The organism is Serratia sp. 22264, from assembly GCF_052045345.1.
GTDB lineage: Bacteria > Pseudomonadota > Gammaproteobacteria > Enterobacterales > Enterobacteriaceae > Serratia > Serratia plymuthica.
In genome coordinates, this window is the sequence record NZ_JBQEOY010000009.1 from 40864 (window position 1) to 62427 (window position 21564).

Below are 21564 nucleotides of genomic sequence, written 5' to 3' on the forward strand. Positions count from 1 at the left end.
ACTGCGGATCACAGTTCAGGTATTTTGCCGCTGCAAGGTCTTGCCTCGGCAAAAAGCCGGATGTTAACGTCATAACTCAGCCGCTTTAGGGTTGTCACTGCTCCGGCAGGCAAAACCTAAACCTCGTGCTTCTGTCCTTATTGGGATCAGAGGCCATGAGGTTTAGGTTTTTTTTTGCGCTGAATTCCGTCACGGCGATTGGCCATCGCTGCGCAGGAGCGGCAGAACATCGATTGTAAGGATAACGCTATGAAATATGACACATTAGCCAGTGAGATTTTGGCCGGCGTCGGTGGCCGCGACAACGTGAAAAGCCTGGTGCATTGCGCCACTCGCTTGCGTTTTAAGCTGCGTGATCGTCAGCGCGCCGATGCTGCGGCGTTGAAAGCAAACCCCGGCGTCATCATGGTGGTGGAGAGCGGCGGGCAGTTCCAGGTGGTGGTAGGCAACCATGTGGCGGAAGTCTATAACGCAGTCAATCAGGTCGCCGGCCTGGGTGACGGCGCTGCTGCGAGTGACGGGGATGATGGCAAGAAGGAAAACCTGTTCAGCCGTTTTATCGACGTGGTGTCGGGCATCTTTACCCCGCTGCTGGGGGTAATGGCCGCTTCGGGGATCCTGAAAGGTTTTCTGGCGCTGAGCCTGGCCTGCAACTGGCTGTCGGGGGAGGGCGGTACCTATAAAATGTTGTTTGCCGCCAGCGACTCGCTGTTCTACTTCCTGCCGATCATGCTGGGCTATACCGCCGGGAAAAAGTTCGGCGGCAATCCGTTCGTTACCATGGCGATCGGCGGCGCGCTGACCCACCCGCTGATGATGGCGGCGTTTGAAGCCGCGCAGCAGCCAGGCGCAGTGCGCGAGTATTTCCTCGGCATCCCGATGACCTTCATCAATTACAGCTCGTCGGTGATCCCGATTATTTTCGCAGCCTGGGTCTCCTGCCGGCTGGAGCCGTTGTTTAACCGGGTGATCCACAGCGCGCTGCGTAACTTCATTACACCGCTGCTGTGCCTGGCAATCACCGTGCCGCTGACCTTTTTGCTGATCGGCCCGGCGGCAACCTGGCTCAGCCACCTGCTGGCCAACGGTTATCAAAGTATCTATGCCTTTAACCCGATCGTTGCCGGCGCCTTTATGGGGGCGATGTGGCAGGTGTGCGTGATCTTCGGCCTGCATTGGGGCCTGGTGCCGTTGATGATCAATAACCTGAGCGTGCTCGGCCGCGACACCATGGTGCCGCTGCTGTTGCCGGCGGTGATGGGGCAGGTGGGCGCCACGCTGGGCGTAATGCTGCGTACCCGTGACGCCAAACTGCGGGCGCTGGCTGGGTCCGCCATCGGCGCAGGGGTGTTTGGCATTACCGAGCCTGCGGTCTACGGCGTGACCTTGCCGAATAAACGGCCCTTTATCTTTGGTTGCATCGGCGGTGCGCTCGGCGGCGCGGTGATCGGCTATTTCCATACCGCCACATACTCTTTCGGTCTGGTGAGCGTCTTCACCTTTGCGCAGATTATTCCCGCCGGCGGCTTCGATGCCACGGTATGGGGGGCGATTGGCGGCACCCTGTTGTCGTTCTGTTTCGCTGCGGTAGCCAGTTATCTGTTCGGCGTGGCGCCGGCAGAGGAGGCTGCACCACAGGAGCCGATGCCCGTCGCATCGCTCAATCGCAAGGAGATTGTCGTCAGCCCGATCGCCGGTGAGGTGATGCCGTTGGCACAGGTCAACGACGCCACCTTCGCCAGCGGGTTGCTTGGCAAGGGCGTGGCGATCGTCCCGTTGCAAGGGCGGGTAGTGTCGCCGGTGGCGGGGCGCGTAGTGTCATTGTTTAAAACCAAACACGCGATTGGCATTGAGTCGGAGGACGGGGCGGAAATCCTTATTCACGTCGGCATCGATACCGTCAAGCTCGACGGGCTGCATTTCACCGCCCACGTGCAAGAAGGAGATCGGGTCAAGCCGGGCGATCTGCTGATTGAGTTCGACCAGGCGGCGATCCACGCTGCCGGCTTTGATACCACCACGCCGATCATTGTCAGCAACAGCGATGACTACGTCGACGTATTGGCCGGCGGCCAGGGCAGGGTGCAGGAACAGGCGCCGCTGCTGACTTTATTACGTTAACCAAGGAGAAAGCGATGAGCAGCAAATTTCCAGACCATTTTCTGTGGGGCGGCGCAGTGGCGGCAAATCAGGTGGAAGGGGCTTACCAGACTGAAGGTAAAGGGCTGTCGACTTCCGATCTGCAGCCGCAGGGCATTTTCGGTGCGGTGACGCCACGGGTTGACGGCGACAGCGGCATCAAGGACGTGGCGATCGACTTTTACCATCGTTACCCGCAGGACATCGCGCTGTTCGCGGAAATGGGCTTCAAGTGCCTGCGCACCTCCATTGCCTGGACGCGCATTTTCCCGCAGGGCGATGAGGAAACCCCCAACGAGGCCGGGCTGGCGTTTTACGATCGGCTGTTTGACGAAATGGCCAGGTATGGCATTCAGCCACTGATTACTTTGTCGCACTATGAGATGCCGTACGGGTTGGCGAAAAAGTACGGCGGTTGGGGCAATCGCAAGACCATCGGCTTCTTTGAGCGCTATGCGCGTACTGTGTTTGAACGCTATAAGCACAAGGTGAAGCACTGGCTGACCTTCAATGAGATCAATATGTCGCTGCACGCGCCCTTTACCGGCGTCGGCCTGCCGGAGGGCAGCAGCAAGAGTGAGATTTATCAGGCGATTCACCATCAGTTGGTCGCCAGCGCCAAGGCGGTGAAGGCCTGCCATGAGATTGTACCGGAAGGCAAAATCGGCAACATGCTGTTGGGCGGTATTTTGTATCCGCTGAGCTGCCGGCCGGAAGACCTGCTGGAAACCCAGCGCCAGAACCGCGACTGGCTGTTCTTTGGCGACGTGCAGGCGCGCGGTAGCTATCCGGCCTATATGAAACGCTATTTCCGTGAAAACGGCATTCAGGTCGAGATCACCGCCGAAGACCAACAGGCGCTGCGCGAGACCATCGATTTTATCTCATTCAGCTACTACATGAGCGGGTGCGTCACCACCGACGAGGCGCAAAACGAGACCGCCCGTGCCAACATTCTCAACATGGTGCCGAACCCACACCTGGCCAGCTCGGAGTGGGGCTGGCAGATAGACCCGATCGGGCTGCGTTACCTGCTCAACGTGCTGTATGACCGCTATCAAAAGCCGCTGTTTATCGTGGAGAACGGGCTGGGCGCCAAGGACCGCATTGAAGCCGACGGCAGCATCAACGACGACTATCGCATCAATTATCTCAATGACCATCTGGTGCAGGTGGCGGAAGCGATTGACGACGGCGTGGAGGTGATGGGTTACACCAGCTGGGGGCCGATCGATCTGGTCAGCGCCTCTAAAGCCGAGATGTCCAAGCGCTACGGCTTTATTTATGTCGATCGCGACGATGCAGGCAACGGCAGCCTGGAACGTCGCCGCAAAAAGAGTTTCTACTGGTATCGCGATGTGATCCAGAGCAACGGTAACAGCCTGAAAGACCAAGGCTAAATCTGAATGCCCGCCCGGCGGCAATCGTCGGGCAATCACCTTTACTCACTGCTGCCAATTATGGGGAATTCTCGCCCAGGGAATGCTGTTGCCCGCAGTCAGCGTTTTATATGCGGAGAAATATAATAATGAAATATCCATTACCTCACACCGGGACACTCGCGGCACTGCTGCTGTTTTGCAGCGGCGTGCAGGCGGAAACGCTGCAAACCGGCAAAGACGTCGAAGCGCCAACCGCCCAATGGGATGGCGTGGCGCTCGGTTTCGAACCGCCTTCGCCGGGGTTGCTGGGCGATATGCTGGGGATCAGACCTATCCTCGAAGAGAGCGGCTTCCACTATAACCTCGGCTATCTCAGCCAGCTGTCGTATAACGCCGGCGGCGGGTATAACCAGGATAAGCAGGCTTCGTATATCGATCAGTTCTCGTTGACCTTCAGTCAGGATTTGCAGACGCTGACCGGCATCCCGGACGCGGCCATTGAGGGCAATATCGTCAACCGCAACCACGACAATAACCTGACGCGCGATCGTTTGCAGGATCCGCGCGCCAATCCGACCGATCTGTCGCAGGAAAGTTATGGCGGCCAGTCGATCACCCGGCTGGGCTGGCTGACCTTCAGCCGCAGTTTTCTCGATCGCCGGTTGCAGTGGCGCATCGGCATGATGAACAAGGTGCAGGATTTCGATCAGATCATTCCCTGCGATTTCCAGACGCTGGCGCTGTGCGGCGGCAAGTCCGCCAACTCGCTGACCTGGTATAACTGGAACGTGCACTACTGGGGCACCACCCTGCAATACAAACTGACCGACGGGCTGACGTTCAAAACCGGCGTGATGGAGCAGAACCCGAACGCCACGAGCCGCGGCCATGCCTGGAGTACCACCACCAAGGGCAGCAAGGGCTTTTTACTGCCGATGGAACTGGAGCTGAAAACCAATGCGGTCAATCAGTTGCCGGGGGTGTACAACATCGGTGTCCTGTTCACCAACGCCAGGCAGCAGGATCTGTATGAAGGGGTTTCCGGTGGGGCGGGCGCGACCGATCCGAACGGGTATCGCAACCATAACCGTACCTGGTTCCTGTACAGCGGTTTCAACCAGCAGGTGACGCGCCACCGTGATGACGCCAGCCGGGGTTTGAGCCTGTTCTACAGCTTGGGGCTGGCGGATCAGCGCACCAACTATATGCACTATTCCACCTCGACCGGCATTCGCTACCACGGCCTGTTCGACGCGCGGCCGGACGACTGGCTGGGGCTGGGGGTATCTATGGTCAAGCTGAGCGATCATTATCGGGATAATCAGCGTTATATGAATCAAATCAACCAGGTTACCGATTATCAGGATCCCAACTATCGCCCGGTGCCGGGGCATTCGGTGACGGCGGAGCTGTTCTATCGCTTCAACGTCACCCCTTGGTTACAGTTGCAGCCGGGTCTGCAATACTGGCATCACCCGGCGGGCGTCAGCGAAACGCAGGACGCCTGGGTGACGGCGTTGAAAACGGTGGTGACGTTCTGACGGCTACGCCGCATCGCTTTCCCGGTAACGCTGGCGCGCATGTTCGAACCAGCTTGCCGGGACGTTATGCGGCGGTAACTGGAGCCGGGTCAGTCCTTGTTCGACGATATGGCTGGCCTGTCGCCACAGCGTCGGGTCGCCTTCGGTCAGCACTTCCAGCAGCCGCTGTTTTTCAATCAGATAGGTTCGGGCAAAGTGGCTGTCGTATTCCAGCAGCGAACGGGTGTTGTCGATCAGGTCCGCCAGTTTGATGGTTTTAGCCTGCGGCGAGGCGCCGGCACTGTGCCGCCGATCGCGGTTTTTGCGTTCAAAGCGGTTGCCGCCGCCGGTGCCGCTGACGTTGGTCAGCATGCCCACCAGTTCAGCGACCTGCGGCCCAAAATGGCTTGCGATATCCCCGAGGGTGGTCGGCGTGTCTTCCACCGTGTCATGCAGCCAGGCGGCGGCCAGCATCGCTTCGCTATGCGGTACGCTGCTGACGATTTCCATCACCGCCTGCGGGTGAACAATGTAGGGGTCATTGGTGTATTTGCGGCGCTGATCGATCGCCGCATGCGCTTTGGTGGCGTAACGGCGCGCACGTTCTACCAGTGTGGTTGTCATATCCTTTCCCTCCGCACAGCACCCTGCTGTGGCATCCCCTGCATTAAAAATGTAGCACATCGCGAAAAAAATAGTTTGCGATTGCATCGCGCACTATCTATATTTAGCTCATGAAAACCAAAGACACCGAACAACCCACTGCGAAAAACCTGCTGCTGCTCGACCAGCAGATGTGTTTTGCCCTGTACTCCGCCAACCTGGCGTTGAACAAGGTGTATCGTAAACTGCTGAGCCAACTCGAACTCACCTATCCGCAATACCTGGTGATGCTGGTGCTGTGGGAGCGGGATGAAATTACGGTCTCGGACATCGGCGAACGGCTGTTTCTCGATTCCGCCACCCTGACGCCGCTGCTGAAGAGGCTCGAGACCGCCGGTCTGCTGGTGCGCTACCGCGCCACGACCGATGAGCGGCAGGTGATCATCGCCTTAACCGAAAACGGCCGCGCGCTGCGTGAAAAAGCGCAGGCGGTGCCGGAAGCGGTGATGTGCGCCACCGATTGCAGCCTCGATGAAATAGTGAATATCAAGCAGCAGTTGGAAAAGCTGCGCGGCAAGCTGATCGACCAGATTTGATGGCCAGTGCCAGAAGCACGATCGCCGATCGTGCACTACACTGAGTTAAGCGCACAATATAAGTAGTGTACGATTTAATCGTGAAAGATAGAGCAGTGACGGCGTTCAGCCTACTGAAGCCGATGTCATACCTCCAACCCAGAAATAAGGAACGATTTATGTCCATTGAAAAAGTTGTTTACCGCGCTCATGCAACCGCCACCGGTGGCCGCGATGGTCGTGCGACCTCATCCGATGGCGTGCTGGATGTGAAACTGGGCGTGCCGAAAGAAATGGGCGGCGCGGGCGGTGAAGTCACCAACCCGGAACAGCTGTTTGCCGCCGGTTATTCGGCCTGCTTCCTTGGCGCGCTGAAGTTTGTCGCGGCGAAAGAAAAAGTGAAGATCCCGGCCGAGGCCAAAATCGACGGTACCGTCGGTATCGGTGAAATCCCCAACGGGTTCGGCATCGAAGTGCAACTGGATATCACCCTGCCGGGCATTGAACGCAGCGTAGCCGAAGACCTGGTGAAAAAAGCCCATGTGGTGTGCCCATATTCCAACGCCACCCGCGGCAATATTGATGTAACTCTTAACGTTAAATAACGTTTTCGCCGACACCACGGAAAAAATGGAGAGGAAACTCTCCATTTTCCCTTCTGCCCCGCATTTATCGTCATCACAAAAAACGGCAAAAAATGCCTGCTTTTTGAGAATTCACTTGATTATTACCCCCAAAATAGCGCTTATTGCCGATCGGCTGAACCTGCAGCCGCATCCAATGTCTGACTGATTCAGAACTGTTAAAGCTCCGGAGCCACCGCGTTACATGAACAAAGTTAAATCGCTATCACAGCAGAATTTATCGTTATTGTTAGCGATTTATATCGGCATCTTTTTGAACCTTTCCGTTTTTTATCGTCGTTTTGATTCGTTTTCGCACGGTATTCAGGGCATTAAGGTTATCTCTGCGGTCACTGAAGTTATCGCTATCGTTCTGTTCACCTTCTTCGTCATGCGGCTGATATCGCTGGGCGGCCGGCTGTTTTACCGCATCATCGCTTCGCTATTGGTGCTGATTTCCGTTGCCGCCAGCTATTACATGACGTTCTTCAACGTGGTGATTGGCTACGGCATCGTCGTCTCGGTGATGACCACGGATATCGACCTGTCGAAAGAAGTGGTCGGGATGCATTTCGTCCTGTGGATGGCGGTGCTCAGCGCATTGCCGCTGCTGTGCATCTGGAAAAACAACCTGCGCTACACGCTGATCGAACAGCTGAAAACTCCCGGGCACCGGGTGAAACCGCTGATGGTGCTGGTGGCGGTGGTGGCGTTGGTCTGGCTGCCGCTGCGCATGCTGGACAAAGAGCAAAGCGCACAGGAAAAAATCACTAACGTCGATCTGCCAAGCTACGGCGGCGTGGTGGCGCATTCCTACCTGCCATCCAACTGGATCTCGGCGCTGGGGCTGTTTGCCTATACCCGCTACGACGAAAGCCTGGATCAGGCCAATTTGTTCGATCCGGCCAAGAATTTTACCTATGTGCCGCCGGCGGATATCGATGACACCTACGTGGTGTTCATCATTGGTGAGACCACGCGTTGGGATCACATGGGCATTCTCGGCTATGACCGTGATACCACGCCAAGGCTGTCGCAGGAGAAAAACCTGGTGGCGTTCCGCGGTGAATCCTGCGATACCGCGACCAAGCTGTCGCTGCGTTGCATGTTCGTGCGCGAAGGCGGCACGTCGGACAACCCGCAGCGCACGCTGAAAGAACAAAACGTGTTTGCGGTGCTGAAAAACCTGGGCTTCACCTCCGAGCTGTTCGCCATGCAGAGCGAGGTCTGGTTCTACAACAATACCGAAGTGGACAACTATTCGTTCCGCGAGATGATCGCCTCCGAGAAACGCAACGACGGCAAATCGGTCGACGACATGCTGCTGGTGGACGAAATGAAAGAGTCGCTGTCGCGTTACCCGAAAGGCAAGCATATGGTGATCTTGCACACCAAAGGCTCGCATTATCTCTATTCGCAGCGTTATCCGCGCAGCTACGCGCGCTATCAGCCGGAGTGCATCGGCGTTGACGACTTCTGTTCCAAAGATCAGCTGGTTAACGCCTTCGATAACTCGGTGCTGTATACCGACAGCTTTATCACCAATGTGATCGACCAGGTGCGCGATAAGAAGGCGATTGTGTTCTATTCGTCCGATCACGGCGAGTCGATAGGCGAGAATTCACACCTGCACGGCACGCCGCGCGAAATGGCGCCGCCGGAGCAATTCCGCGTGCCGATGATGGTATGGACCTCCGACAAGTTCCTGGAAGACCCGCAGCACCGCAGCGCGTTTGAGCAACTGCAGGCGCAGCAGCGTATCGGCAAGACCCACCGTCACGTCGAGCTGTTTGATACCATTCTCGGTTGCCTCGGTTACACCTCGCCGGATGGCGGCATCGTGGATAAAAACAACTGGTGCAACATCCCGCAGGAAAAAGCGGCGGCGACCCCGCTGTAACATCTCCATGCCGGGCGCGGCTGCGCCCGGCGTTAATATCCCCATCATACTTGAAGCTGCATCTGTGTTGGCTGTGCCCGTGTACCCCAGTCACGTAGTTTACTAAGCTCCTGGGGATGAACGGTCTTGCCGCCTTGATGCAACTCCAATTATTTGGGGATACATGTCCCCCTCTTCAATTCATCCGGCTCAGGCTTGCGGTATACTTGCGCACTTTCCCCCTCGGACCGGAGATTTCCATGACCCTGCGCGTGGCGTTTATTGACGATCATGACATTGTGCGATCGGGCTTTGTACAACTGCTGTCGCTGGAGGCGGATATTCAGGTGGTCGGGGAGTTCAGCAGCGCGGCTCAGGCGCGCGCCGGCTTGCCGGGCCTGGAGGCGGACATCTGCATCTGCGACATTTCGATGCCGGACGGCAGCGGATTGGACCTGCTGGCGGACATTCCCTCAGGGATCCGGGTTGTGATGCTGTCGATGCATGACAATCCGGCGCTGGTGGAGCTGGCATTGGAGCGCGGCGCCTGCGGTTTTTTGTCCAAGCGCTGCAAGCCGGAGGATTTGATCACCGCAGTGCGCACCGTCGCCAGCGGTGGCGTGTATCTGATGCCGGAAATCGCCCAACAGTTGGCGCGGGTGAAGGTCGATCCGCTTACCCGCCGCGAACGCGAAATCGCGCTGCTGCTGGCGCAGGGGCAGGAAGTGCGGGAGATCGCCGTTGTGCTGGGGTTGTCGCCGAAAACGGTGCACGTGCATCGCGCCAATTTGTTCGCCAAGCTGGGCATCAATAACAACGTCGAGCTGGCCAAGCGGATGCTGAATCTGTGATGCAACGCCTGATCACCCAATTGGCGCTGTTCTTTATCTATGCCACCAGCGCCTTTTGCCTGTGGGGCATAGGTACGGCGCTGATCGACCCGCCGTGGCAGGCGCTGTTGCTGTTCCCGTTTGGTCTGCGGATGGGCATTTTGCTGCAAAGCCCTTACCGTTTCTGGCCAGGGATTTTGCTGGCCGATCTGCTGCTGATGGTGCTGCTGGCGGATCAGTTCGGCTATGGCCCGGCGCTGTGGGCTTCGGTTGTGGTGCTGGCGCTGACGGTGCTGCTCAGCCTGCTGGCTTCCCCCTGGTTGTTGCGCCATCAGCAAAGCGACAGTGAATGGCAATGGCCGCTGCTGCAGGGCGCGGTGGTGGCGGCGGCGGCCTTGTTGCAGGCCATGGTGTGGCAACTGGTGAACGGTGAGGGCGCGCGTGCGCTGCTGCTTGGCCTGGCGGGCGGTTTCACCATTGCGCCGACCTGCCTGCTGCTGTGGCATTATCTGGCGCGACAAATCTGGGTGCCGCTCGAGCCGGGCCTGATCCATAAACCGGTGACGCTGCGTTTGCGCCATCTGGCCAGCTATCTGCTGCTGTTTGCGCTCAGCATCTGGTTGCAGCAGCAGGTGAACGCCGCCGAGCTGCGCCGTTTCGCGCCGTTCTGCCTGGCTATTCCGATTGTCTTTATGTCCTACCGTTATGGCTGGCAGGGCGCGCTGCTGGCGACGCTGCTCAACGGCGTTGTGCTGGTGGCCAACGAGCCGCCGCAACCGGAATCACACCGCGATCTGCTGCTGTCGCTGCTGGCTCAGAGCCTGACCGGCCTGTTGCTCGGTGCGGGCATCCAGCGCCAGCGCGAACTGAACCAGCAACTGCGGTTGCGGCTGACGGAAAACCGTCAACTGGCGCGCGCGCTGGTCACCGCAGAGGAACAGACCCGGCGTGAGGTGGCGCGAGAGCTGCACGACGAGGTCGGCCAGACCATCACCGTCATCCGCACCCAGGCCAGTATCGTTAAACGCCTGGCGCCGCAGCCGCAGGTGATTGGCTGCGCCGAAGTCATAGATACGCTGGCGCTGCGGGTCTATGACGGCGTGCATGACGTGCTGACCCAATTGTGGCCAGCGGCGTTGAATAACCTGCCGTTGTCGGCGGCGGTGGCGGCGATGCTGCGTGAATCGCTGCCGCAGGATGCTTCGCTGGTGAGCGTGATGCAGTGGCAGGTGCCGGATGAGTTGCTGGACGAGACGCTGAAGATCACGCTGTATCGGGTGTGCCAGGAGGGGGTGACCAACGTCTGCCGCCACGCGGCCGCCAGCCGGATTGAGCTGGATGCGCGTCTTCGTCGTCGCAAAGGGCGGCCGCCGCAAATCCTGCTGACCATCCGCGATAACGGCGTGGGTATCGATCTGGCCAGCCACGAGCCGGGCTATGGTCTGCGCGGCATGCAGGAGCGCATCAGCGCGCTGGGTGGCCGGCTGCGGCTGACGTCAGAACAGGGCACCTGTTTGAATGTGATCTTACCCACAGTTTCACTGACAGAGGGGCAAAACTAGGAAATACTCCTAGCCGCGTCGGGAATCCGGCGTAAGCCATTCGCACGCGCGCGCAGCATGATAGCGGCACTTTCCCCTTCTTCTGAGGTTTCACATGTGGTCTTTCCTTAAAAGCCGCCAGGATGTGCCGCAGGTCACCGATCAAAAACAGATCGATGCCAGCTATAAATATTGGCGTATCCAACTGATGTGGACGATGTACATCGGCTATGCCGCGTTTTACTTCACGCGCAAAAGCTTCAACTTCATCATGCCGGCAATGCTGAGCGATCTTGGCCTGACGATGTCCGATGTCGGCATCCTCGGCACGCTGTTTTACATCACCTACGGCTGTTCGAAGTTTATCTCCGGTATGATCAGCGATCGCTCCAACCCGCGCTATTTCATGGGCCTGGGCCTGATCATGACCGGGATACTCAACATCTTCTTCGGCCTCAGCTCTTCGCTGATGATGCTGGGCACGTTGTGGATCCTCAATGCCTTCTTCCAGGGCTGGGGCTGGCCGCCATGCTCCAAAATCCTCACCAGTTGGTACTCGCGCTCCGAGCGCGGCAGTTGGTGGGCTATCTGGAACACCTCGCACAACTTTGGCGGCGCGCTGATCCCGCTGCTGGTCGGCTTTATCTCGCTGCACTTCAGCTGGCGCTACGGCATGATCATTCCGGGCATCATCGGTGTGGCGCTGGGCCTGCTGATGTGCTGGCGCCTGCGTGACAAGCCGTCCACCATGGGCCTGCCGAGCGTCGGCAAATGGCGCAACGACGCCATGGAGCTGGTGCAGGAATCGGAAGGCCAGGGTCTGACCAACCGGGAAATCATCAAGCGCTATGTGCTGACCAACAAGTACATCTGGCTGCTGGCAGTGTCTTACGTGCTGGTGTACATCGTGCGTACCGCGATCAACGACTGGGGCAACCTGTACCTGACGCAGGAAAAAGGTTATACGCTGATGACCGCCAACTCGGCGATCTCGCTGTTCGAAGTGGGCGGATTTATCGGCTCGCTGGTGGCGGGGTGGGGCTCTGACAAGCTGTTCCGCGGCAATCGCGGGCCGATGAACCTGATCTTCGCCATCGGTATTTTCCTGTCGGTTGCGGCGCTGTGGATCATGCCGGGCGTCACTTTCCTGTTGCAGGCTGCCTGCTTCTTTGCCATCGGTTTCTTCATCTTTGGCCCGCAGATGCTGATCGGCATGGCGGCGGCGGAATGTTCGCACAAGGATGCCGCCGGTGCGGCGACCGGTTTTGTCGGTCTGTTCGCTTACCTTGGCGCAGCGCTGTCCGGTTATCCGATCGCTCGGGTGATGGAAATCTGGCACTGGAACGGTTTCTTCGTGGTGATTTCCATCGCCGCCTGCCTGTCCGCGCTGTTCCTGTTGCCGTTCCTGCGCGCCCAGTCGCCGGCGCTGAATACCGCCAAGGCATAACGCAAAAGCGCTGCACAGGCTCTGGTGCAGCGCTTTATGCCGTTTTTATCGCCACTTGACGGGCGCGGTTGAAAAAGTCATTGACGCCTATGATGACCGGCAGTAACATGCGCCCCCATCGGCGAGTAGCGCAGCTTGGTAGCGCAACTGGTTTGGGACCAGTGGGTCGGAGGTTCGAATCCTCTCTCGCCGACCACATTTAAGAAACCTGCTTTTCAAGCAGGTTTTTTTTCGCCTGGAGTTTATGAGGATGAGAACCTCCGAAGGAGGTTTGAGCCGAGCGCAGCGAGACCACGTTGCTTTAGCAACGGCCCGCAGGGCAAGCATCAAAGATGCGCGTAATCCTCTCTCGCCGACCACATTTAAGAAACCTGCTTTTCAAGCAGGTTTTTTTTCGCCTGGAGTTTGTGTTTTGCCCCCAGCGTCCAGAACTCACGTATCCCGATGAAAAACATTTATCCTTTCTCACTAATTAATTCACTCTCCTTATTTCTACCTATTCCCTTTATTCATATTTAAATAAATTCACCGTTGCCCAATAAAACCCGGTTGATAGCGCTATTGTATTGTCGGCGGTTTTATCTATAGTCTGAGTACATACAGCGGGATTAATTAATTCCTGTTGTGTGGCAAGATATTTAATATTTTTTTACTTTAATCGGCCAGGATTATTGCGGAATTATTTTGCTCCGGCAATAGGCGGCCGTCATTAACTCTTTTACGTTTATCCTCTCGGAATAAAGGAATCAGTTATGCGCAAATTTAATAAACCGTTGTTGGCGTTGCTGATCGGCAGCACGCTGTGTTCTGCGGCGCAGGCCGCTACGCCGGGCAAGCCCACGCTGGCCTGGGGCAATACCAAGTTCGCCATTGTCGAGGTTGATCAGGCGGCGACGGCTTATAATAATCTGGTGAAAGTAAAAACTGCCGCGGATGTTTCCGTTTCATGGAATTTATGGAATGGCGATACCGGCACCACGGCAAAAGTGTTATTAAACGGCAAGGAAGCCTGGAGCGGTGCCTCAACCGGCGCTTCGGGCACGGCAAACTTTAAGGTGAGTAAGGGCGGCCGTTATCAAATGCAGGTGGCATTATGTAATGCCGAGGGCTGCACCGCCAGCGACGCGACAGAAATTGTGGTGGCGGATACCGACGGCAGCCATTTAGCGCCGTTAAAAGAACCGTTACTGGAAAAAAATAAACCTTATAAACAAGATTCCGGCAAAGTCGTCGGTTCTTATTTCGTTGAATGGGGCGTTTATAACCGTAACTTCACCGTCGATAAAATTCCGGCGCAGAACCTGACGCACCTGCTGTACGGCTTTATCCCGGTCTGCGGCGGTGACGGCATTAACGACAGTCTCAAAGAGATCGAAGGCAGTTTCCAGGCGCTGCAACGTTCCTGCCAGGGCCGTGAAGACTTCAAGGTGTCGATCCACGATCCGTTCGCCGCGCTGCAGAAAGGGCAAAAGGGCGTTACCGCCTGGGATGACCCCTACAAAGGCAACTTCGGTCAGTTGATGGCGCTCAAACAGGCGCGTCCCGATCTGAAAATCCTGCCGTCTATCGGCGGCTGGACACTGTCCGACCCGTTCTTCTTTATGGGCGATAAGGTGAAGCGCGATCGCTTCGTCGGTTCGGTGAAAGAGTTCCTGCAGACCTGGAAGTTCTTTGACGGGGTGGATATCGACTGGGAATTCCCGGGCGGGCAGGGCGCTAACCCGAAACTGGGCAGCGCGCAGGACGGGGCGACCTATGTGCAGTTGATGAAAGATCTGCGTGCCATGCTGGATCAGCTTTCGGCGGAAACCGGCCGCAAGTATGAGCTGACCTCCGCCATCAGCGCCGGTAAGGACAAGATCGACAAAGTGGATTACAACACCGCGCAGAACTCGATGGACCACATCTTCCTGATGAGCTACGACTTCTATGGCGCTTTTGATCTGAAAAATCTGGGCCACCAGACCGCGCTGAAAGCGCCGGCCTGGAAACCGGACACGGCTTATACCACGGTTAACGGCGTCAATGCGTTGCTGGCACAGGGCGTGAAGCCGGGAAAAATTGTGGTGGGTGCGGCCAAGTACGGCCGTGGCTGGACCGGCGTGAGCGGTTACCAGAACAACAATCCGTTTACCGGTACCGCCACCGGGCCGGTGAAAGGCACCTGGGAAAATGGCATCGTGGATTACCGTCAGATCGCCAACGAGTTTATGAGTGGCGAATGGCAGTACAACTATGACGCCACCGCAGAAGCGCCTTATGTGTTCAAGCCGTCTACCGGCGACCTGATCACCTTCGACGATCCGCGCTCGGTGCAGGCGAAAGGCAAGTATGTGCTGGATAAGCAGTTGGGGGGATTGTTCTCTTGGGAAATTGACGCCGACAACGGGGATATTCTGAACAATATGAATACCAGCCTGGGTAATAGTGCCGGCGCGCAATAATTCGGTTGTAGCACGTCGCCGGGGGATATCCTTTCGCCCCCGGCTTTTTCACAGACGAAAGTTTTTTTACGCTGCACAGTTTGTGGTGCCATAGAGCTCAAAAAGGACAACTCCGCCTCACCCTTTCGAGTAAGGAATCAGCATTTCGTCCTGTTTTTAACGCAGATAACAAAAATAACCGTTCAGATATTCATCATTCAGCAACAAACTTTTTTAGTTTTTTCTCGGAGTTAAATGCCAATAACTTTAAACATAACAGCCTAACGAGCTAAAAATGACCGTATAGCATAATTTTTAATGCTGTAACTGTTAAAAAAAGGTTTTTTTTATGTTTGTTTGCTGTTTCTCACAGTCTGCGTAAATCCCCACTGGTTATATTGACGACACCCCAAACAGTTGGCAATTTGGTAGTCTCAGGGGTAAGAGCTAGAGTTGTTTGAGTGAATTCCACGCGCTCAGACGCCCCGCCGGGGTACGTTCCCCCGGCCTCTCACGTGCGATTATCCCTTCTGCCTTCGGGCGCTGACTGCACAGGCCGTGCAATAAAAAATATAGGGCCTGGCAGTAATACACACATCACATCACATAACGGAGCACAGCGATGACAAGTTCCTTGGGAAAAACAGGGATTCTGAAATTCGGGATTGGGCTGATTGCGTTGACCGTAGCGGCCAGCGTACAAGCCAAAACGTTGGTTTACTGTTCTGAAGGGTCCCCGGAAGGGTTCAACCCGCAACTGTTCACCTCGGGTACCACCTATGATGCCAGCTCGGTGCCCATCTATAACCGTTTGGTCGAATTCAAAATCGGCACCACCGAACTGGAGCCGGGCCTGGCCGAAAAATGGGACGTCAGCGAAGACGGCAAAACCTACACTTTCCACCTGCGTAAAGGCGTGAAGTGGCAGAGCAACAAAGACTTCAAACCGACCCGCGATTTTAACGCCGACGACGTGGTGTTCTCGTTCGAACGTCAGTTGGACGCGAACAATGCCTACCATAAAGTCTCTGGCGGCAGCTATGAGTACTTTGAAGGCATGGACATGCCGAAGCTGATCGCCAAAATCGAAAAAGTGGACGATAACACCGTGCGCTTCGTGCTGAACCGTCCGGAGTCGCCGTTCCTGGCCGATCTGGGCATGGACTTCGCGTCCATCCTGTCAGCCGAATACGCCGACAACATGATGAAAGCCGGCACGCCGGAAAAAGTGGACCTGAACCCGGTCGGTACCGGCCCGTTCCAGCTGCTGCAATACCAGAAAGACTCCAAAATCCTGTACAAGGCATTTGACGGTTACTGGGGCACCAAGCCGAAGATCGACCGTTTAGTCTTCTCCATTACGCCTGACGCTTCCGTGCGTTACGCCAAGCTGCAGAAAAACGAGTGCCAGGTGATGCCTTTCCCGAACCCGGCCGATATCGCTCGTATGAAGCAGGACAAAACCATCAACCTGATGGAAAAACCGGGGCTGAACGTCGGTTATCTGTCGTTCAACGTCGAGAAAAAACCGCTGGATAACCTGAAAGTGCGTCAGGCGCTGACCCTGGCGGTCAACAAGCAGGCGATCATCGACGCGGTGTATCAGGGGGCGGGCCAGGCGGCCAAGAACCTGATCCCACCGACCATGTGGGGCTATAACGACGCGGTGAAGGATTACACTTACGATCCGGTCAAGGCCAAAGAACTGCTGAAAGAAGCCGGTATGGCTGACGGTTTCGCCATCGATCTGTGGGCGATGCCGGTACAGCGTCCGTATAACCCGAACGCGCGTCGCATGGCGGAAATGATCCAGAACGACTGGGCGAAAATCGGCGTGAAAGCCAAAATCGTGACCTATGAGTGGGGCGAATACCTCAAGCGCGCCAAGGCGGGCGAACATCAGACGGTGATGATGGGCTGGACCGGCGACAACGGGGATCCGGATAACTTCTTCGCCACGCTGTTCAGCTGCGCCGCAGCGAAAGACGGCTCCAACTACTCCCGCTGGTGCTATAAGCCGTTTGAAGATCTGATTCAACCGGCGCGCGCCGAACCAAACCACGACAAACGCGTAGAACTGTACAAACAGGCTCAGGTCATGATGCACGATCAGGCTCCGGCGCTGATTGTTGCCCACTCCACCGTTTATGAGCCCGTGCGTAAAGAAGTGAAAGGCTACGTCGTGGATCCGCTTGGCAAGCATCACTTTGAGAACGTCTCTCTAGATTGATTCTGGCCCTTCGGCCGGGGTGCACAAAAGGACTTGGCAGGGGCGCAACAGGTTGCGCTTCTGCTGAGTCGTCCCCGGCGTATGGCATCAGGGTTGTTCAAAGTGTGTGAGCTTTAATAAGCCTGGCGGACGATGAGCTGCCGGGCATTGATACAGAGAGTTCGGGATATGTTGCAGTTCATACTCCGACGTTTGGGGTTAGTTATCCCAACGTTTATCGGCATAACTTTGCTGACTTTTGCATTCGTCCATATGATCCCCGGTGACCCGGTGACCATCATGGCCGGGGAACGCGGGATCTCCGCAGAACGCCATGCGCAGTTGATGGCGGAAATGGGGCTGGATAAGCCGCTCTATCAACAATACTTCCATTACGTATCCAACGTGCTGCATGGCGATTTGGGTACCTCCCTTAAAAGCCGCATCTCGGTGTGGGAAGAGTTTGTTCCACGCTTTAAAGCCACGCTGGAGCTCGGTTTATGCGCGATGATCTTCGCCGTGCTGGTGGGCATTCCGGTAGGGGTGCTGGCGGCGGTCCGGCGGGGGTCGATATTCGATCATACCGCGGTGGGCATTTCGTTGACCGGCTATTCGATGCCGATTTTCTGGTGGGGCATGATGCTGATCATGCTGGTGTCGGTGCAGCTAAACCTGACGCCGGTATCGGGGCGCGTCAGCGATACGGTGTTCCTCGATGACAGCTTGCCGCTGACCGGCTTTATGCTGATCGACACCCTGATTTGGGGGGCGCCGGGCGACTTCACCGATGCGGTAATGCATATGATCCTGCCGGCCATCGTGCTCGGCACCATTCCGTTGGCGGTCATCGTGCGCATGACGCGCTCCTCGATGCTGGAAGTGCTCGGCGAGGATTACATCCGCACCGCACGCGCCAAGGGCGTGAGCCGTATGAGGGTGATTGTGGTGCATGCGCTGCGCAACGCGCTGTTACCGGTAGTGACGGTCATCGGCCTGCAGGTCGGCACCATGCTGGCCGGCGCCATTCTGACCGAAACCATCTTCTCCTGGCCGGGCCTGGGGCGTTGGCTGATGGACGCGCTGCAACGCCGCGACTACCCGGTCGTTCAGGGCGGCGTGTTGTTGGTCGCCTGTATGATTATTCTGGTTAACCTGCTGGTAGACGTGCTCTACGGCGTGGTCAACCCGCGTATTCGCCACAAGAAATAAGGGGCGCTCTAATGTCTCAAGTCACTGAGCCTGTTGTTAAAGGTGCGCCGAAGCCCATGAGCCCGTTCCAGGAGTTCTGGCACTATTTCAAGCGCAACAAAGGGGCCGTTGTCGGCCTGGTTTATATCGTTTTGATGTTTGTGATTGCTATTGGCGCCGGCGTACTGGCACCGCATGCCCCGGCGGATCAGTTCCGCGACGCGCTGCTCAGGCCACCGGCCTGGCAGGAAGGGGGCAGTTGGCAGTATTTCCTCGGTACCGACGATGTGGGCCGAGATGTGCTGTCGCGCCTGATGTACGGTGCGCGGTTGTCATTGCTGGTCGGTTGCCTGGTGGTTGTGCTGTCGCTGATCATGGGCGTGGTGCTGGGCCTGCTGGCCGGCTACTTCGGCGGCGTGGTAGATGCCGTCATCATGCGTATCGTCGACATCATGCTGGCGCTGCCAAGCCTGCTGCTGGCGCTGGTACTGGTGGCGATCTTCGGCCCGTCGATCGTCAACGCCTCGCTGGCGCTGACCTTCGTCGCCCTGCCGCACTATGTGCGTCTGACCCGCGCGGCGGTGCTGGTGGAAGTGAACCGCGACTACGTCACTGCCTCACGCGTGGCGGGCGCCGGTGCGATGCGCCAAATGTTCATCAATATTCTGCCAAACTGCCTGGCACCCTTGATCGTCCAGGCCTCTCTTGGCTTCTCGAACGCCATTCTGGATATGGCCGCTCTCGGCTTTCTGGGCATGGGTGCGCAACCGCCAACGCCGGAGTGGGGCACCATGCTCTCCGACGTGCTGCAGTTCGCCCAAAGCGCCTGGTGGGTCGTGACCTTCCCCGGCGTGGCGATTCTGCTGACGGTGCTTGCATTCAACCTGATGGGGGACGGCTTGCGTGATGCTCTCGACCCCAAACTCAAGCAGTAACAGAGGACGAGAGAGATGGCGTTATTAAATGTAGACAAGCTTTCGGTGCACTTCGGTGACGAAGGGACACCGTTCCGCGCGGTCGACCGTATCAGTTACAGCGTTGAGCAGGGCCAGGTGGTCGGCATCGTCGGCGAATCCGGCTCCGGCAAGTCCGTCAGCTCGCTGGCGATCATGGGATTGATCGATTTCCCCGGCAAGGTGATGGCCGAAAAACTGGAGTTTAACGGCCAGGATCTGCGCAAGATTTCCGAAAAAGAGCGCCGCCAACTGGTGGGCTCGGAAGTGGCGATGATCTTCCAGGACCCGATGACCAGCCTGAACCCGTGTTACACCGTCGGTTTCCAGATTATGGAAGCGTTGAAGGTACACCAGGGCGGTAGCCGCAGTACCCGCCGCCAGCGGGCCGTGGATCTGCTGACCCAGGTGGGCATTCCCGATCCGGCCTCGCGGCTGGACGTGTACCCGCATCAGCTTTCCGGCGGGATGAGCCAGCGCGTAATGATCGCCATGGCGATCGCCTGTCGGCCCAAGCTGCTGATTGCCGATGAACCGACCACGGCGCTCGACGTGACCATCCAGGCGCAAATTATCGAACTGCTGCTGGAGTTGCAGCAGCGCGAGAATATGGCGCTATTGCTGATCACCCACGATTTGGCGCTGGTATCCGAAGCGGCGCACCACATCATCGTGATGTACGCCGGTCAGGTGGTGGAATCCGGCAAGGCCGCAGAGATTTTCCGCGCGCCGCGTCACCCTTACACCCAGGCACTGCTGCGCGCACTGCCGGAATTCGCCGCCGACAAGGCGCGTCTGGCATCGCTGCCGGGCGTGGTGCCGGGCAAATATGACCGTCCTAACGGGTGTCTGCTCAACCCGCGCTGCCCGTACGCCAATGAGCGTTGCCGTACCGAGGAGCCGGAATTGCGCAGCATTCCCGGCCGTCAGGTTAAATGTCACACACCGCTGGATGATGCGGGGAGGCCGACCGTATGAGCCAGAATCAACCCTTATTGCAGGCGATTGACCTGAAGAAACACTATGCGGTCAAGAAGGGGATATTTGCCCCGGAACGGCTGGTCAAGGCGCTGGACGGCGTTTCCTTCACGCTGGAGCGCGGTAAAACGCTGGCGGTGGTGGGCGAATCAGGCTGCGGCAAATCGACCCTTGGCCGCCTGCTGACGATGATCGAAGTGCCGACGGCCGGTGAACTTTACTATCAGGGGCAGGATCTGCTGAAACCGGACGTCACCGCCGAGAAACTGCGGCGCCAGAAGATCCAGATTGTGTTCCAGAATCCTTACGGATCGCTCAACCCGCGTAAAAAGGTCGGGCAGATCCTCGAGGAACCGTTGCAGATCAACACCACGCTGACCAGCGCGGAGCGCCGTGAAAAGGCGCTGGAGATGATGGCGAAGGTCGGGCTGAAAACCGAGCATTATGATCGTTATCCGCACATGTTTTCCGGCGGCCAGCGTCAGCGCATCGCCATCGCGCGTGGGCTGATGTTGAACCCGGACGTGGTGATCGCCGATGAACCCGTGTCTGCACTCGATGTGTCGGTGCGTGCGCAGGTGCTGAATCTGATGATGGACCTGCAGCAGGATTTGGGGCTGTCTTATGTGTTCATCTCGCATGATTTGTCGGTGGTGGAGCACATTGCCGACGAGGTCATGGTGATGTATCTCGGGCGTTGCGTGGAGAAAGGCAGTAAAGACGCCATTTTCAACAACCCGCGCCATCCGTACACCCAGGCGCTGCTGTCCGCCACGCCGCGGTTGAATCCGGATATGCGTCGCGAGCGTATCAAGTTGACCGGCGAACTGCCCAGCCCGATGAACCCGCCGCCAGGCTGCGCATTCAATGCTCGCTGCCGTCGCGCCTTCGGGCCATGCACCCAGTTGCAACCGCAGCTTAAGCAATACGGCGACCAGATGGTGGCTTGTTTTGCGGTCGATCAGGATGAAAATCCTGCTGCATAACTTTGTTATCGCTGATAATTAATGAAAATGCCGGCGTTTACGCCGGCATTTTTTTGACGTTGATACTTGCATTTATTAATTAGATTATCATTTAGATACTTTGTTTATATTAATTACGCTTATTTTACCTTAACGAAATCCTTAAGAAACGTTATCTGTATTCGGATTTTTCGCACGATCATAATTAAACATTTCTTTGATTTAAGTCTGTCTGTTTTTCCCGGCGGGCTGAGAAGACTTAACGCCAATTAAATCGCATGCATTGAATTTCGCCGTGCTAATAGCCCT

At 57.1% G+C, this 21564-nt stretch carries 16 protein-coding genes, 1 tRNA gene and 1 other RNA gene; 17 read left to right on the forward strand and 1 reads right to left on the reverse strand.

Annotated features, from left to right (window positions below; translation table 11 throughout):
- Nucleotides 1–249 precede the first annotated feature (249 nt).
- From bglF to ACTJJ1_RS22960, 3 genes are all read left to right on the forward strand, one after another.
- Nucleotides 250–2121 carry a PTS beta-glucoside transporter subunit IIABC gene (gene bglF, locus ACTJJ1_RS22950; protein WP_325987375.1) on the forward strand — a complete coding sequence of 624 codons (1872 nt, stop codon included), beginning with the start codon at nt 250–252 and terminating at the stop codon, nt 2119–2121.
- Between the two features lie 14 nt (nt 2122–2135).
- Nucleotides 2136–3539: a glycoside hydrolase family 1 protein gene (locus tag ACTJJ1_RS22955; protein ID WP_004950787.1), complete on the forward strand. Its 1404-nt coding sequence runs from the start codon at nt 2136–2138 to the stop codon at nt 3537–3539.
- A gap of 128 nt (nt 3540–3667) precedes the next feature.
- A complete protein-coding gene (locus tag ACTJJ1_RS22960; protein WP_440835495.1) occupies nt 3668–5062 on the forward strand; it encodes a carbohydrate porin in 1395 nt (464 codons plus the stop codon).
- A gap of 3 nt (nt 5063–5065) precedes the next feature.
- On the opposite strand, the gene ACTJJ1_RS22965 is transcribed toward ACTJJ1_RS22960, so the two are convergent.
- A complete protein-coding gene (locus ACTJJ1_RS22965; protein WP_004950792.1) occupies nt 5066–5665 on the reverse strand; it encodes an HD domain-containing protein in 600 nt (199 codons plus the stop codon).
- 110 nt (nt 5666–5775) lie between these two features.
- Here ACTJJ1_RS22965 and ACTJJ1_RS22970 point away from each other — a divergent pair, with 110 nt between their 5' ends.
- The 14 genes from ACTJJ1_RS22970 to dppF all read left to right on the forward strand — a co-directional run bounded on the left by ACTJJ1_RS22970 (nt 5776) and on the right by dppF (nt 21276).
- Entirely contained in the window at nt 5776–6240 is a 465-nt protein-coding gene (locus ACTJJ1_RS22970; RefSeq protein ID WP_004950795.1) for a MarR family winged helix-turn-helix transcriptional regulator, read from the forward strand.
- A gap of 158 nt (nt 6241–6398) precedes the next feature.
- Nucleotides 6399–6824 carry an organic hydroperoxide resistance protein gene (locus ACTJJ1_RS22975; protein ID WP_004950797.1) on the forward strand — a complete coding sequence of 142 codons (426 nt, stop codon included), beginning with the start codon at nt 6399–6401 and terminating at the stop codon, nt 6822–6824.
- A gap of 223 nt (nt 6825–7047) precedes the next feature.
- A complete protein-coding gene (gene eptB, locus ACTJJ1_RS22980; RefSeq protein WP_440835498.1) occupies nt 7048–8742 on the forward strand; it encodes a kdo(2)-lipid A phosphoethanolamine 7''-transferase in 1695 nt (564 codons plus the stop codon).
- A gap of 239 nt (nt 8743–8981) precedes the next feature.
- Entirely contained in the window at nt 8982–9572 is a 591-nt protein-coding gene (gene uhpA / locus ACTJJ1_RS22985; protein ID WP_440835500.1) for a transcriptional regulator UhpA, read from the forward strand.
- Nucleotides 9572–11113 (forward strand): signal transduction histidine-protein kinase/phosphatase UhpB, encoded by a 1542-nt coding sequence (gene uhpB, locus ACTJJ1_RS22990; RefSeq protein ID WP_006322972.1) that lies wholly within the window; start codon nt 9572–9574, stop codon nt 11111–11113. The genes uhpA and uhpB overlap by 1 nt, the downstream gene beginning before the upstream one ends.
- Nucleotides 11114–11207: 94 nt before the next feature.
- Complete coding sequence (locus ACTJJ1_RS22995) at nt 11208–12539, forward strand: MFS transporter (RefSeq protein ID WP_004950809.1); 1332 nt, start codon at nt 11208–11210, stop codon at nt 12537–12539.
- Between the two features lie 119 nt (nt 12540–12658).
- Nucleotides 12659–12735 (forward strand) — tRNA-Pro (locus ACTJJ1_RS23000).
- Between the two features lie 34 nt (nt 12736–12769).
- Nucleotides 12770–12898, forward strand: a non-coding RNA gene (locus tag ACTJJ1_RS23005) — RtT sRNA.
- 393 nt (nt 12899–13291) lie between these two features.
- Nucleotides 13292–14983: a glycosyl hydrolase family 18 protein gene (locus ACTJJ1_RS23010; RefSeq protein ID WP_440835502.1), complete on the forward strand. Its 1692-nt coding sequence runs from the start codon at nt 13292–13294 to the stop codon at nt 14981–14983.
- Nucleotides 14984–15584: 601 nt separating this feature from the next.
- On the forward strand, nt 15585–17192 hold the full coding sequence (dppA, locus tag ACTJJ1_RS23015; RefSeq protein WP_440835504.1) for a dipeptide ABC transporter periplasmic-binding protein DppA: 1608 nt from the start codon (nt 15585–15587) through the stop codon (nt 17190–17192).
- A 168-nt stretch (nt 17193–17360) separates the two neighbouring features.
- The gene (gene dppB / locus ACTJJ1_RS23020) at nt 17361–18380 is read left to right on the forward strand and encodes a dipeptide ABC transporter permease DppB (protein WP_041416683.1); all 1020 of its coding nucleotides are present in this window, start codon (nt 17361–17363) and stop codon (nt 18378–18380) included.
- 11 nt (nt 18381–18391) lie between these two features.
- Nucleotides 18392–19294: a dipeptide ABC transporter permease DppC gene (gene dppC / locus ACTJJ1_RS23025; protein WP_020438278.1), complete on the forward strand. Its 903-nt coding sequence runs from the start codon at nt 18392–18394 to the stop codon at nt 19292–19294.
- A gap of 15 nt (nt 19295–19309) precedes the next feature.
- Nucleotides 19310–20290, forward strand: coding sequence for a dipeptide ABC transporter ATP-binding protein (gene dppD, locus ACTJJ1_RS23030; RefSeq protein WP_004950826.1), 981 nt, complete (start codon nt 19310–19312; stop codon nt 20288–20290).
- The gene (gene dppF, locus ACTJJ1_RS23035) at nt 20287–21276 is read left to right on the forward strand and encodes a dipeptide ABC transporter ATP-binding subunit DppF (protein WP_004950828.1); all 990 of its coding nucleotides are present in this window, start codon (nt 20287–20289) and stop codon (nt 21274–21276) included. The genes dppD and dppF overlap by 4 nt, the downstream gene beginning before the upstream one ends.
- The last annotated feature ends 288 nt before the right edge of the window (nt 21277–21564 follow it).

Excerpts from the sequence above, each read along its gene's own strand:
- bglF (WP_325987375.1), top strand. The coding sequence starts at position 250 with ATGAAATATGACACATTAGCCAGTGAGATTTTGGCCGGCGTCGGTGGC.
- ACTJJ1_RS22955 (WP_004950787.1), top strand. The coding sequence starts at position 2,136 with ATGAGCAGCAAATTTCCAGACCATTTTCTGTGGGGCGGCGCAGTGGCG.
- ACTJJ1_RS22960 (WP_440835495.1), top strand. The coding sequence starts at position 3,668 with ATGAAATATCCATTACCTCACACCGGGACACTCGCGGCACTGCTGCTG.
- ACTJJ1_RS22965 (WP_004950792.1), bottom strand. The coding sequence starts at position 5,665 with ATGACAACCACACTGGTAGAACGTGCGCGCCGTTACGCCACCAAAGCG.
- ACTJJ1_RS22970 (WP_004950795.1), top strand. The coding sequence starts at position 5,776 with ATGAAAACCAAAGACACCGAACAACCCACTGCGAAAAACCTGCTGCTG.
- ACTJJ1_RS22975 (WP_004950797.1), top strand. The coding sequence starts at position 6,399 with ATGTCCATTGAAAAAGTTGTTTACCGCGCTCATGCAACCGCCACCGGT.
- eptB (WP_440835498.1), top strand. The coding sequence starts at position 7,048 with ATGAACAAAGTTAAATCGCTATCACAGCAGAATTTATCGTTATTGTTA.
- uhpA (WP_440835500.1), top strand. The coding sequence starts at position 8,982 with ATGACCCTGCGCGTGGCGTTTATTGACGATCATGACATTGTGCGATCG.
- uhpB (WP_006322972.1), top strand. The coding sequence starts at position 9,572 with ATGCAACGCCTGATCACCCAATTGGCGCTGTTCTTTATCTATGCCACC.
- ACTJJ1_RS22995 (WP_004950809.1), top strand. The coding sequence starts at position 11,208 with ATGTGGTCTTTCCTTAAAAGCCGCCAGGATGTGCCGCAGGTCACCGAT.
- ACTJJ1_RS23010 (WP_440835502.1), top strand. The coding sequence starts at position 13,292 with ATGCGCAAATTTAATAAACCGTTGTTGGCGTTGCTGATCGGCAGCACG.
- dppA (WP_440835504.1), top strand. The coding sequence starts at position 15,585 with ATGACAAGTTCCTTGGGAAAAACAGGGATTCTGAAATTCGGGATTGGG.
- dppB (WP_041416683.1), top strand. The coding sequence starts at position 17,361 with ATGTTGCAGTTCATACTCCGACGTTTGGGGTTAGTTATCCCAACGTTT.
- dppC (WP_020438278.1), top strand. The coding sequence starts at position 18,392 with ATGTCTCAAGTCACTGAGCCTGTTGTTAAAGGTGCGCCGAAGCCCATG.
- dppD (WP_004950826.1), top strand. The coding sequence starts at position 19,310 with ATGGCGTTATTAAATGTAGACAAGCTTTCGGTGCACTTCGGTGACGAA.
- dppF (WP_004950828.1), top strand. The coding sequence starts at position 20,287 with ATGAGCCAGAATCAACCCTTATTGCAGGCGATTGACCTGAAGAAACAC.